Here is a 12,882-nt window from a genome sequence, read left to right on the forward strand (position 1 = left end):
TATCTTTTGCCTTCTTATCTTAACGCCAATGCTAACGCAAATTACCTAAATCTTCTTCTGTCAAACGCCAGCGCCCTTTTTTCTTAGAAGCACCGCGTCCACGCATGGCACTATTTAATATCAATTTGTTCATTGAATGGCTTGAGTGCGCATGACAAATGGCGCAGGCAAGACCGTCAGCGGCGTCTTGTTGCGGAACCACGTCTAAAGACAGGATGCGGCAGACCATTTCTTGTACTTGCTCTTTTGCCGCTGCACCATAACCACAAACGGCCTGTTTAATTTGGCGAGCGGTATATTCGGATACTTCTAAATCGAGTGCTACCATGGCAGCAATAGCAGCGCCGCGTGCTTGCCCTAGTTTCAGCGCTGAGTCTGGGTTTTCTGCCATAAACACTTGCTCGATAGCGGTATAAATAGGCTCATCGGCATATTTTAGATGATGCTGGGTGATACGGGTCAAGCCATTAAAAATACGTTTAAGACGCTCAGGCATCTCTTTGGTATCCGTACGAATAGTGCCGGCATCAATATATGTCAGCTTGTCGCCCGTTTGTTGAACAATGCCATAACCGGTCATGCGCGAACCCGGATCAATCCCGATAATAATTGCCATAGTATTCCGTCTTGCTTACATTTTGTTTTATGGCTTAAAAATCAGCCTTAAGTTTGATAGTATAGCAATCAATCCCCATATACATCATATGTTAGCCATTTTAATTTGCATGGCGCTCAATTTTTTAGATTTTATCTTATAGGACGACACTTTATGGGTCAGATAGTTGGTATTGCCATCGTTTGGTTTATTATCGAGATGCTACTGTGGTATTTGCTTGCTCAATTTATGAGCGGTTGGTGGGTGTTTATGTGGTTTATCATCGCCGCCGTCATCGGTATCTCACTGATGCGTAAAGGGATGGCAGCACTCAATCCAATGGCACAGCAGATGAAAGCGGGCGGTATGATGAATCCTGCGATGCGTCCGCAAGAATCAACCATGATTAAAAGTGTCGCCATGGCAGCTGCCGGTATTTTGCTGCTGATTCCGGGTGTGCTGAGTGATTTATTGGCATTATTGGTGATATTGCCGCCAGTGCAGAAAAAGTTGAAAGACTTTGCTAATAATTACGTCATGAATAATCAGCAAAAAATGATGGAGATGATGGCGAAACAGATGGGCGGCGGACAAAATCCGTTCGGTGGTGCTGGCGGTATGGGTGGTCAAAACCCATTTGGCGGTGCAGGTGGTATGAATAACCAAAACCCGTTTGGTCAGCAACAGCAAAACCCATTCGGCGATGTGTTCAAACAGCATACCACCGTTGACGGTACGGCAAAAACCATTCCGAAAGATGTGAAAAAAATTACCAAATCTGCCAATGATGAATAGTTCATTTATTGATAATTAGGTAGATAAGCAGACATAAAAAAAGCCCCTTTTCGTCAATGACAAAAGGGGCTTTTTGAGCGTTAAAACTATTTTTTATAAAGGTAATATTTATAAACAAAATAGTTAATAACTGAATGAAACAACCGAAGTGCCGCCGCAAGATGGTGACCCATGAACCGTGAAGTTCAGGGCGGATGCGTCACTGCCTCTGCAGGTTTCCTGAGACACCGCAAGTGGTGCAGGCATACACAATGAAGCAATAGGTACCACATCCTGGTAAAGCATTATCGGCTCAGGGAATAAACATCTACTAGCCAACACTTCAGAATATAATTATCTTAACCAATGGTTTGAGTGATTGCAAGTACGATTTACAGATTACTACGTAGGTTAAGGTCTTAGCATTATTGTTGTCGAGTTTTAAGCACTTTTTCTAGCCAATAAAAGCGCTCAAAACCTTTAGTTACGGGCTTAAAGGGGCGATTTTTCAGCTATTTGGAGATGTGTGGTAATATAGAGGGCTTTAAACATCCTAATATAGCATTATAGGCGTTCATTCACTTGAGGAGCGGTAATCCATGACCCATAACCAGCAACAATCAGAATTTATCGACGATAGTCAGGCCCAGCTCAATAATAAGCAGGATAGCGAGCAAAATAAAAAAGTGCCGCATGTCTTAATGATATTAGATGGTTTTGGGCATCGTGAAGACGACAAGGATAATGCGATTGCTGCCGCCGATATGCCAAACTTGGATAAGATTTATCAGCAATATCCGCATGGATTGATATCTGCTTCAGGAGAAGATGTCGGTCTGCCAGACGGACAGTTTGGTAACTCAGAAGTTGGCCATATGAATTTGGGCGCGGGCCGTGTGCTGTATCAAGACTCAACCCGTATCTCAAGTGAAGTGGTCAATCGTGAGTTTTATAAAAACGAAGCCTTGGTCAATGCGGTGAAAGCAGCAAACGAGCTTGGCGGAAACGTGCATATTATGGGACTGTTATCCGATGGCGGCGTTCACTCGCATCAAGACCATATCGAAGCAATGTGCCATTCAGCGTTGGTACACGGTGCCAAAAACGTCTTTGTCCATTGCTTCTTAGACGGCCGTGATACGCCGCCAAAATCTGCTGATAAGTATATCAATCGCTTACGAGAGCATATTGGGAAACTCAACGCCCATTACGAAGGTGGTCGCGTACAGATTGCCAGTATCATCGGGCGCTACTATGCGATGGATCGTGACAATCGTTGGGATCGCGTGCAAAAAGCCTATGAGCTTATCACCGAAGGTAAAGCCGATCGCTTAGCAACGCGTGCAGATGGCGCGGTACAAGCGGCGTACAAAGCACGTGAAACTGATGAGTTTATCAATCCAACCATTGTCATTGGCCGCGATGAAGTGCCATATACCGTCGATGATAATGATGCGCTTATTTTTATGAACTTCCGCGCTGACCGTGCCCGTGAGCTTGCGCAAGCGTTTGTGCTTCCAGATCATGAGTTTTCAGGCTTTGCCCGTCATAAACAGCCAAGGCTTGCTGCTTTTGTGATGTTGACTAAATACTCTGACGTTTTAGCAGCCAATCCAAAAACCAGCATTGCTTATTATCCAACCTCATTGACCAATACGCTTGGCGAGTATTTGCAGAATAAAGGTAAAACCCAGTTACGTATCGCCGAAACTGAAAAATATGCGCATGTGACGTTTTTCTTTAGTGGTGGCCGTGAAGAAGAGTATAAAGGCGAGACGCGGATTTTAGTGCCATCTCCTGATGTTGCCACTTATGATTTAAAGCCAGAAATGAGCGCCCCTGAAGTGACAGATGAATTGGTTGCTGCCATTGAGTCTGGTAAATATGATGTGTTGGTGGTCAACTATGCCAATGGCGATATGGTAGGGCATACAGGTATCTTTGACGCGGCAGTTAAAGCGGTAGAGGCGTTAGATGTCTGTATTGGTCGCGTAGAAACAGCAGTGCGCGCAGCTGGCGGTAATATGCTTATCACGGCTGACCATGGTAACTGTGAGCAGATGCAAGATTATGAAAGTGGTCAAGTACATACGCAGCATACCACCGAACACGTGCCATTGATTTATATTGGCGAGCAGTCAGTAACAGTACGTAGTGGCGGTAAGCTGAGTGATATTGCGCCAACTATTTTGGCGTTAATGGATATTGAGCAGCCAGATGAGATGACCGGTGAAAATTTATTGGTTCCAGCATCATAATACGGCTACGTAGTATTAATGTTTAAGGCTAATGCTTAATGGTAAGGCTTTAACAGCTTATTAATACGGCTAAGCATTTTAAAAGAGGGAAGGATATTTATTATCCTTCCCTCTTTTTATGTGCTTTTTTAGATATTTTCTGCTGCTTTGTTTTTGATGCATCTTGCCTGATACATTTTGCCTGATACATTTTGCCTAAATTATTTGCAATACTATCCTAGTTTAAGATAGCCGCTTGGTGTTATTTTAACGGACATTGTTGATTAATAACTCTATAATTTATTCATCACCCTATAATCATAAATAACCATATAATAATCTGATACATCTAACAAAGTTATAAAAATAATAACCAAACCAAAATAATCAAGCCAAATTTTTTAAGGGGTTTCTTTTATGCGTCCTATTAGCTCTTTATCCTTATTGATGTTTAAGAGATTGGAAAACCCAATGCTGACACTATTTATGAGCGCTCGGTTTATGAATTCTCAATCTTTTGGCTTTAAATCTATTAGCTCGCAGGCATTAAAGCCAGCTATTCTTACAAGCTTACTGGGTTTAAGCGTTGTGACCATGTCTGCCCAAGCGGCTATTAACAATAACGGTAAAATCAATAATAATAAAAACCCTACTTCAAGTTTGCAATTAATCAGTCTTAATGCCGATGATGTGCCATTGGACAACGGTGCGGACGATTTTTCAGATATTGCAGATATGCTCGAATCAGCCGATCAAGTTGATGATTCAATAGATGCTGTCGCTGATGAAAGTGCATTGGATAATGGCTCAGATGCCATTAATACTGATATTCCAGATGAAGTAGCACAGGTGTCACTAAATGCCATTTCGCCTGAAACCCTAAAAACCTTTGTTGCTGTCGTTGATTTGGTACGCCGTGAATATGTTGATGCTGTGAAGGATGAAGAGTTATTTAACAATGCTATGAGTGGTATGTTGACCAAGCTTGATAGCCATGCTGAGTTTTTGGATGCAGAGGCGTATGAGAATTTGCGCGCTTTTACCGAAGGAGATGTCGGTGATATTGGTATCAAAGTGCAATATCAGCCAAAAGAAGGTTATTGGGTGATTACGGAGGTGATTGATGGTTCACCTGCTGATAAAAAGGGCATTGCTGTTGGCGATTATTTGCATCAAGTCGATGAGTTTAAGCTTGATGAAGAGGAAGAAAGTAATGATATCGAGCAACTCTTGACAGGGATTGCTGGTACGCAAGTAGATGTGGTGACGTCAAAAGCAGGTCGCCGTAAACACACCACGACTTTGCAGCGTAATAACAATCATCCGCAGATTATTGAAACTCGATTTGTTGATGGTATGGCGATTATTAGATTGCCCGCCTTTCAAAACAACAGCCGTGAGAAATTACTGCAAAGTTTGATTGATTTAGATGTGCCCGTCACCGGAGTATTATTAGATATGCGCGATAATCCCGGCGGCGTATTGGCGTCAGCTGTAAGCGTTGCTAGCTTGTTTATGACCGATACCGATGTGGTACAAGTAAAAGGTCGTCAAAGTGACTCGCGCACGCTATCGACGCAAGGTGCCGCGTTATTAGAAGCGTTGCCCGTCGTGGTTTTGCAAAACCGTTATTCAGCATCTGCCGCCGAGGTATTAGCCAGCAGTTTGCAAGCGCAGAAGCGCGCTAGTATTTTGGGCGAGGTCAGTTATGGTAAAGGCTCAGTACAGTCCGTTATACCGCTCAATGATGAGCAGGCGGTCAAGCTGACGGTTGCCAATTATATGACCGCATTGGGTAAAAAGATAGATGGGGTTGGGGTAGAGCCTGATGTGACGTTGTTGGGTAATGAGAGCACGTGGGAGCAACAGGCGCTTGATTTACTCAGACAGCAAGCACTGCCTTCGGGTATTCGCTTTGTACGTAAGGCACAGGCAGACAGCGGTGCTAAGCAAGATAAGTCTATTAAAGACGAAGCGATTAAAAAGAAAGTCACTCAAAACAATACTGTCATCGACCATGTGATTGATAAACCGACTGCTAAAGACAAACGTTAATTTAAGTAGAGTTTAAATCAAGGCATCGCTTTAACAGTCGCTATTATTTATGATTCAGATTGATCTTCGGCAATCTCTAGCTTGGTCATGCGATAGCGTAAAGAGCGGAAGGTCGTACCCAGTAATTCAGCCGCTTGGGTTTTATTCCAGTTGGTTTGCTTAAGCGCTGTAATGATCAGCCGTCTTTCTTGTTCTTGTAGATAATGCTCTAAGCCTTGGGCAGGTAATTGACCAACGGCAATATCTTCTTTATTTACTGACTTACTTAGACTGTCTTGCTCATCATCTCGATTGTTTATTGACGCATCTAAACTACTAGCCACCGATTTATCAGCAAGTTTTTCATTATTTTCTGCTGAGCGCGTACTCGCTGGGCTTGTATTCATGGAAGGATAATGCTGAGTGGTGGTTCGATAAGGATGTATATTCGCTTTCGCTTGTTGCGTGCTGTCTGTTTCTACCTTGCTTTTTATGGCATTATCTTGTATTGAGTCAGCTACCGAGCTTTCACTTTTATTTGAAAGAGAATCGTTCGAGATGCTTGCTTTATTGGTACTGATATTTTGACAGGCAGAGGTTATCACTTCTTGGTGGCTATCAATATCAGGTAGACCTAGATGACTGGCATCGATAGTCGACGTTTCTGCCAAGGTTACCGCGCGCTCAAGGACGTTACGCAACTCACGAACGTTACCAGCAAAGTCATGATCTTGCAGGCGCGCGCAAGCAGCGTCAGTCAGTGTTGGCGGCGATTCTAATTGCCATTCATCGGCGATGAGTGCCAAAAAGTGCTTAGCCAATACAGGGATATCATCACGCCGCGCGTTGAGCGTTGGCAGTTTAAGCTCAATCACATTAATACGATAATATAAATCTTGGCGAAAATTGCCCACTTGCACCAGCTGATTTAAATCCTTATGGGTCGCCGATAAAATACGAATATCGACCGGTACTTCTTTGGTATCACCGATTGCGCGCACGGTTTTCTCTTGAATAGCCCGCAGTAATTTAACTTGCATCGCTAGTGGCAAGTCGGCGACCTCATCTAAAAATAGCGTGCCGCCATTGGCTTGTTGAAACAGTCCTTGTTTATCGGCGACAGCACCGGTAAAGCTGCCTTTTTTATGACCAAAAAATTCCGACTCCATCAGCTCTGACGGTATTGCGCCGCAGTTGACCGGCACAAAGCTACCATCGCGGCGCGGGCTTAAGTCATGAATCAAGCGCGCCACCACTTCTTTACCTGTACCTGAAGCCCCTGATAAAAAAACCGGTGCGTGTGAGCGCGCTAATTTTAAAATGGTATTTTTTAGCGGATGCATGACAGCAGAATCGCCAATCAAACGGCTATCGAGCATTTGCTGCTCAGGTGAACGCTCAGGCGTTGACTTGGACACATTGTCTTGATGAATCACCTTGAGGGCGCTTTCAACCAATTGACGCAGGCGGGGCAGCTCAAGCGGTTTATTCACGAAATCAAAAGCGCCTAACTTTAACGCTTCAATCGCCAAATCCATACTGCCGTGTGCCGTAATCACTGCAATGGGCGTCGTTGAGCTGCCGCTAATATGCTTAACCAACTCTAATCCTGAACCGTCAGGTAATTTTAAATCGGTTAGACAAAAATCATAGTCATTTTCTTGCCAATAGGATTTGGCTTGCGACAAAGTATAGGCCACATCACTTTTGATGCCCATCTTGGTCAACGTGATTTGCATCAAGCGGCATAAATCTACTTCGTCATCAACGACTAGCGCGGTTGTGGTCATACATCATCTCATTGTTTTCAAGTACTTCATTGTCTTCAAGTACTACAAGGGTGTTAAAAAGGTATTAAAAAATCATCGTATCAAGGTTTATAGTGCATAAGTAGTAGCGTTTATAAAACATTTATAGGTTTTCAATTATTAGGCAAACGCTTCCTATATGCTTTCATCTGTACTTTCATTGACGTCATGCTGGATGGCAGGGGCAATCAAACGGAAGCAGGTTTTTTTATGTTCCGGAATATAAAGCAGGCGTGCATGATTGGCCTCACAAAACGCTTGCGATAAGTATAATCCCAAACCTGTGCCAGCTTTATCGGTGGTAAAAAACGGATTAAACAAATGGGTTAAATCCACATCACTAACGCCTGTACCATCATCCAACACATCAATTATAACATCGTTATCAGCACAATAAATCTCGATTTCCACAATGGCATGAGGGTTAGCATAGCTGCTATGACGTAAACCATTGTTAATTAAATTGATAAGAATTTGTTCTAACTGGTGCGTGTCAAATGAGATTGTCGGCTGCGTATGGCTGCGTAAAAAAACATCATGACCTTGAAAGTAATTGTCTAAAAATGTTGGCATCCAATCCGCAAGGACAATCATTTGCTGGTTGGCAATCTGCTGACGAGACAGCTTTAAGACATCTTCAATAATACGATTGACGCGCTTGGTCTGCGTAAATATCATTTTATAAAGCTCATGGTTGCCAGCCATCTTGTCATTGGTACTTGTGTCGTTATCTGCTGTCTGACTTTCTTCGATATCTTCTATTAATAATTGGCTGGCTTGGGAGATTGCTGCTAAAGGATTTCTTATTTCATGGGCAATACTAGCAGTTAGCTGTCCTAAAGAGGCCAATTTTAATTGTTGGGCACTGGCTTGTTCACGGCGTAAATCTTCTAATATGATTAGCTTGCTGTCATCTTTTAAGGGGATAATCTCGACACGCAGCTTACCGACGACTGAAGCATTAGCCACGGCTGGTAACTCATAAATAAAAGTGCGAGATTGCCCAGCTTCTACCGATAAGCAGGCTTCGAGTAATTGCAGATGTTGTGCGCGCAGCTGCTGCTGAAAATCAGATACGGGTTGGTTATCATTATAGTGTGAGGCTTTTTTCGCTGTCTCGCTTGGGGTTTTTAGCATCTGACTGGTATCGACCGCTTCTGTTATCACTAGCGGGGAAGGGTTTGGAATACTGAGCAGTTGATGGGCGGCAAGGTTTGCCAGCACAACATGCTTAGAGTCGATGACGATAACGCCATTGACCATTTGCGTGATGACTTCTTGATTAATGACGTTTAAGCGTTCGACTTCTTTTGCGTGGCTTGCCGCTACCTTTTCAAGCTGCACCAAACGCTGTGAGATTGACCAGCTTAAGCCACCCACTGCTAAAAAGCTGGCTGACATCAGTAGCGCGTCACCCAAATTTGCCAAACTCATACTGTTGGCAATGGCATAAAAAAACTGCTGATAGATAACAAAGATAATCGCAAGCAAGGTAATGATAAGCGCTTGCGAGCTATGTAAAAGCATAAAGCTGGCGGCGACCACCACCATATATAGCATGGTCAACTGCAAATCGGGCGCGCCAGCGGTATAAAGTAATAAGCTTAAAATGATGACATCTACTACTAAACCAAAAGCCAGCTGTCGCCGTAGATGCTTGGTCACCACATAAAATAAACCGAGCAAAATCAGGCTCAGCAGGACATAAAAGCTGAGTGCGGTTTGCTGCAAAAAGCTTGGTAATGATGAGCCATCGCTAGAGCGAGCCGTGATATAGACCATCAGCATAGAAAACAGGCTGAGAATAAATCGATAGCTGCTATAGATCAAACCCAACCTGCGTAGCTGCGGCAACGGCAAGGTATCGTCGCGCTGCAAATAATCCGTGATAGCGGTTATAACGCTAGGAGCAGATTTCTTATCCTGCTCATGTTGCTCATGTTGCTTAGACTTTGACGATGGCACAGGCTTTGGAGGTTTCATAGGCTTTAAAGTTTTCACTGGCTCTAAAGCCTTTTAAGTTGAGCGTAATAGAAAGGAAGGTACTTACTATGCTTAATAACTTATGCTTAGTAATTTACGGTTGAATAAGACCATGACGAATGGCCAGATGGGTTAATTTCACATCGCTATCGACGCCGACTTTTTCATAAATACGATAGCGATAAGTGTTGATTGTTTTTACACTGACAAACAACTGATCAGCGATTTGCTGCGGACTTTGGCAGTTGACTACCATCATAGCGACTTGTTTTTCGCGGTCACTTAATAAGTCAAAAGGCGAGCTGGCGTTATCTGAAAGGAGCACGTCCGCTAATTGCTCGGCGACGTCTTGGCTAAAATAGCGCCCACCTTGATAGATTTTTTTGACCGCGCGTATCATCTCATCAAGCGGCGTACCTTTGGTAATATAACCATTAACGCCCGCTTTGATGAGCATCGAAGGATAAGGCTGCGCCGACATACTGCTGACGGCCAATATTTTGATGCCCATATCCAGCTGAACCAAGCGTTTGGTTGCTTCAAGACCGCCAATGTTGGGCATATTGACATCCAGCAATATCACATCAGGGCGCAGCTGTTTTGCCATTTTAATCGCCATATCGCCGCTATCTGCCTCGCCGACGACTTCGATATCGGCACTATCTGCCAACATACGGCTAATGCCCATCCGCACCAAATCATGATCATCTACTACTAATACTCGAATCATAGTTATACTCTTTTCTATCTGTCAGAATAAAGGGCGCACTGCTAATGTTAAGCTGCTTAGCGTGTCTTACTTTGGATGCTTTATTGAAATACTCTAAAAATTCGCTACTATAAGTATATCAATTAACAAAGACACTGATATTATGCGTCATAGTTTAATATTAACTTTGCAATTAAGAGGTTATAAGCTTAAATGTAAGTCTATATTGCGCCAGTGTTAATAAATATTGCTGTAATATAAAGTAAATGTAGTAAAGTTTGAATGTGGCTAAAAAATGACATCTAATTGATTTAGTAGATTAAACTTAAATGCAAACCATGATACACTAAAAATACAAAAACTCTATGTGAGTATCTACAAACACATCCATAAACGCTACGTACGTGGTTGCTGTTAGTGAGTATGTAACTGACTCTCTAACTAATGGCAACGCGGCAGCAGGAGGCATAATGAAGCAACTACCATTAACCAAACAGCAATTAATCGCTGCTCTGATTTCATTGAGTTTGGGCAGTGTTGCACAAGCCGCACTTACAATTAATGGTGGTTCTAGCTCAGAGTCTAGCGCTCGTGTGAGCTGGGGCGGTGCCGATAGCCTGTCTGAAGCTCGCAGTATCATGTATAAAGCCAATAATAGTAATAGCGGCTCGGCGATTAAAAAAGTAGATAACGGTCACGGTACCACCAACATTACCAATACCCGTACGTTTGGTAATAGTAATAACAGCTTTAACAATACGACTAACGCCAACAGCTATAACACCACCTATCGTGGCAGTTTTGGCAGTAGTAGTATGATTCCAATCAGCACCGATTCGCGCAGTGTTGCGGTCATCGATGCTGAAACGGGCGAATCTATCTACGAAAAAGACGCTGATATTGCTCGTCCAATGGCCAGTATCACCAAAGTCATGACGGCGATGGTAGTTTTAGATGCTGGTCTCGACATGCGTGAAGAGCTTACCCTTGACCCAGAAGATTTCGTCGGCCCTAAACGCGCCAGCTCGAACCTTAAATCGGGCGACCGCCTAAACCGTGCTGAGATGTTACTGATGGCATTAATGAAATCAGAAAATCCTGCGGCAAAAAGTCTAGCGCGTAATTATCCAGGCGGTTATAGTGCCTTTATCCGTGCGATGAATCGCAAAGCGCAAGACTTGGGTATGACTACTGCTTTCTTCGGTGATCCAACCGGTCTTGATAAGCGTAACGTTGCTTCGTCAAATGATTTGGTAAAAATGGTGCGTGCTGCTGGTAATTACGATGTCATTCGTCGTTTTTCTACCACCAAAAGCTACGACTTTTATGTCTCTAACTTTTCAAGCGGCAACCGTACTTATAAAGCCAATAACACCAGCAGCTTAGTGCGTGATGGTAGCTATCCGATTGGTATCTCAAAAACAGGCTTTATTAATGAAGCTGGTCGTTGTGTCGTGATGGAAACACGCGTTAATAATCGCCCTGCCATTATTGTGATTTTAGGCGCAAACAGCTCAGCGACACGTTGGGGCGATGCTAAAAACATTTTAAACAGCTTGGCGACTCGCCGTACGGTATAAGCTTGCTGTTTTAGTATTTATAAAAAAGGCTGTTATGCGATATAACAGCCTTTTTATTGTGTTGAATTTAGGGCGTCTTTTAGGAAAAGTTATATGATTCAAGCATCGACTGTTACGCGAGCTCCCAAATTATACTTACTCACCAATGATGATGAGTTTGCAGTTTTATATGCCAAGTTAGAAGCAGCATTCGCGACAGGGTTGATAGCGCTATTGCAAATTCGCCGTAAAAAGACTTTACAGCTGCCTGATGGCGCCACAAAACTCTATGATGAAGCGCTGCAAATAGTCCGTTTGGCAAAAACTTATGATGTCCCAGTGGTTATTAATGATGATATAAAACTTGCCGAAAAACTTGGTGTTGGTGTGCATTTAGGTCAGCAAGATGGCGATATTAATGATGCTAAATGTCAACTAGCACCCAAACAGATTATCGGTCGTACTTGTCATGGTGATATAGATTTAGTCAAAGAAGCCAAAAAAGAGGGCGCAAGCTATGCGGCGATGGGGGCGGTTTTTGCCTCAAGCACCAAGCCTAATGCCAATATTATCTCACGCCAAGAGCTTATTGATGGCTGTCAGCAAGGGATTGATATATGTGTGATTGGAGGCTTAAGCGCAGAAAATATCGTTGAGCTGGCAGGTTTTCCGATTGCTTATGTGGCGGTCGTTGGGGATATTATGGACTTGCCTGTGCAGCAAATCGCTGCGCGTTGTCAGCAATGGCAGCAGGCGCTCGATACTTGGCGTACGCCTGCGGTATAAACGATAAAGTTAAAATAAGGCTGAAGTGTTACTCAGCGTGTTCCATACAGAGAGTCGCGTAAGGTAATGCTTTTAAGCGTTGTTCTTCAATTTTCTCGCCGCATACTTCACATTCACCATAAGTGCCATTTTCAATACGACTTAGGGCGTTTTCAACATAGACTAAACTTTGACGCGCTTCGCCCATTAAGTTTGTGCGCATGTCGTTTTGACGGTAAGAGATAGCTTGATCTTCCCAATGTTCATTGAGGTCATCTTGTGGGTTTTGGATATGATCCTCGATTTTATTGATACGAGTCTCATACTCTTCTTTGAGTTTTAATAGTTCTTGTTTGGCCGTTTTAAGGTCGATACTCATTGGGTTCTCCTAATGGGTTATTTTTATTGTTGGGGTCAT

The 12,882-nt window shown here is 43.3% G+C and carries 10 protein-coding genes and 1 other RNA gene; 5 read left to right on the forward strand and 6 right to left on the reverse strand.

Features of this window, described 5'->3' with window-relative positions; translation table 11 throughout:
- Positions 1-31: 31 nt before the first annotated feature.
- The gene (gene ruvC, locus JMX50_RS05655; RefSeq protein ID WP_045446965.1) at positions 32-616 is read right to left on the reverse strand and encodes a crossover junction endodeoxyribonuclease RuvC; all 585 of its coding nucleotides are present in this window, start codon (positions 614-616) and stop codon (positions 32-34) included.
- Positions 617-769: 153 nt separating this feature from the next.
- Here ruvC and JMX50_RS05660 point away from each other — a divergent pair, with 153 nt between their 5' ends.
- A complete protein-coding gene (locus tag JMX50_RS05660; protein ID WP_201562955.1) occupies positions 770-1,390 on the forward strand; it encodes an FxsA family protein in 621 nt (206 codons plus the stop codon).
- 136 nt (positions 1,391-1,526) lie between these two features.
- Here JMX50_RS05660 and ssrS read toward each other — a convergent pair.
- Positions 1,527-1,722: non-coding RNA, 6S RNA (gene ssrS / locus JMX50_RS05665), on the reverse strand.
- Positions 1,723-1,968: 246 nt separating this feature from the next.
- On the opposite strand from ssrS, the gene gpmI reads away from it, so the two are divergent.
- On the forward strand, positions 1,969-3,627 hold the full coding sequence (gpmI, locus tag JMX50_RS05670) for a 2,3-bisphosphoglycerate-independent phosphoglycerate mutase (RefSeq protein ID WP_201628783.1): 1,659 nt from the start codon (positions 1,969-1,971) through the stop codon (positions 3,625-3,627).
- Between the two features lie 480 nt (positions 3,628-4,107).
- Positions 4,108-5,661, forward strand: coding sequence for a S41 family peptidase (locus JMX50_RS05675; RefSeq protein WP_227670931.1), 1,554 nt, complete (start codon positions 4,108-4,110; stop codon positions 5,659-5,661).
- A gap of 47 nt (positions 5,662-5,708) precedes the next feature.
- On the opposite strand, the gene JMX50_RS05680 is transcribed toward JMX50_RS05675, so the two are convergent.
- The 3 genes from JMX50_RS05680 to JMX50_RS05690 all read right to left on the reverse strand — a co-directional run bounded on the left by JMX50_RS05680 (position 5,709) and on the right by JMX50_RS05690 (position 10,161).
- On the reverse strand, positions 5,709-7,430 hold the full coding sequence (locus JMX50_RS05680) for a sigma 54-interacting transcriptional regulator (RefSeq protein ID WP_201628784.1): 1,722 nt from the start codon (positions 7,428-7,430) through the stop codon (positions 5,709-5,711).
- Positions 7,431-7,583: 153 nt separating this feature from the next.
- Entirely contained in the window at positions 7,584-9,431 is a 1,848-nt protein-coding gene (locus JMX50_RS05685; RefSeq protein ID WP_201628785.1) for a sensor histidine kinase, read from the reverse strand.
- A gap of 94 nt (positions 9,432-9,525) precedes the next feature.
- Positions 9,526-10,161, reverse strand: a complete 636-nt coding sequence (locus JMX50_RS05690) for a response regulator (RefSeq protein WP_149488971.1) — start codon at positions 10,159-10,161, stop codon at positions 9,526-9,528.
- 449 nt (positions 10,162-10,610) lie between these two features.
- Here JMX50_RS05690 and JMX50_RS05695 point away from each other — a divergent pair, with 449 nt between their 5' ends.
- Both JMX50_RS05695 and JMX50_RS05700 read left to right on the forward strand, forming a co-directional pair.
- Entirely contained in the window at positions 10,611-11,720 is a 1,110-nt protein-coding gene (locus tag JMX50_RS05695; RefSeq protein ID WP_201624927.1) for a serine hydrolase, read from the forward strand.
- A gap of 93 nt (positions 11,721-11,813) precedes the next feature.
- The gene (locus JMX50_RS05700) at positions 11,814-12,485 is read left to right on the forward strand and encodes a thiamine phosphate synthase (RefSeq protein ID WP_201628786.1); all 672 of its coding nucleotides are present in this window, start codon (positions 11,814-11,816) and stop codon (positions 12,483-12,485) included.
- Positions 12,486-12,513: 28 nt separating this feature from the next.
- Here the strand turns inward: JMX50_RS05700 and JMX50_RS05705 are convergent, their stop codons facing one another.
- Complete coding sequence (locus JMX50_RS05705) at positions 12,514-12,843, reverse strand: TraR/DksA family transcriptional regulator (protein WP_201562941.1); 330 nt, start codon at positions 12,841-12,843, stop codon at positions 12,514-12,516.
- Positions 12,844-12,882 lie beyond the last annotated feature (39 nt).

The sequence above is a fragment of the Psychrobacter maritimus genome (genome assembly GCF_904846345.1).
GTDB classification, from domain to species: Bacteria; Pseudomonadota; Gammaproteobacteria; order Pseudomonadales; family Moraxellaceae; genus Psychrobacter; species Psychrobacter maritimus.

What these genes read in the sequence shown, in the direction of transcription:
- ruvC (WP_045446965.1), bottom strand. Translation starts at nt 616, where the DNA reads ATGGCAATTATTATCGGGATTGATCCGGGTTCGCGCATGACCGGTTAT.
- JMX50_RS05660 (WP_201562955.1), top strand. Translation starts at nt 770, where the DNA reads ATGGGTCAGATAGTTGGTATTGCCATCGTTTGGTTTATTATCGAGATG.
- gpmI (WP_201628783.1), top strand. Translation starts at nt 1,969, where the DNA reads ATGACCCATAACCAGCAACAATCAGAATTTATCGACGATAGTCAGGCC.
- JMX50_RS05675 (WP_227670931.1), top strand. Translation starts at nt 4,108, where the DNA reads ATGAATTCTCAATCTTTTGGCTTTAAATCTATTAGCTCGCAGGCATTA.
- JMX50_RS05680 (WP_201628784.1), bottom strand. Translation starts at nt 7,430, where the DNA reads ATGACCACAACCGCGCTAGTCGTTGATGACGAAGTAGATTTATGCCGC.
- JMX50_RS05685 (WP_201628785.1), bottom strand. Translation starts at nt 9,431, where the DNA reads ATGAAACCTCCAAAGCCTGTGCCATCGTCAAAGTCTAAGCAACATGAG.
- JMX50_RS05690 (WP_149488971.1), bottom strand. Translation starts at nt 10,161, where the DNA reads ATGATTCGAGTATTAGTAGTAGATGATCATGATTTGGTGCGGATGGGC.
- JMX50_RS05695 (WP_201624927.1), top strand. Translation starts at nt 10,611, where the DNA reads ATGAAGCAACTACCATTAACCAAACAGCAATTAATCGCTGCTCTGATT.
- JMX50_RS05700 (WP_201628786.1), top strand. Translation starts at nt 11,814, where the DNA reads ATGATTCAAGCATCGACTGTTACGCGAGCTCCCAAATTATACTTACTC.
- JMX50_RS05705 (WP_201562941.1), bottom strand. Translation starts at nt 12,843, where the DNA reads ATGAGTATCGACCTTAAAACGGCCAAACAAGAACTATTAAAACTCAAA.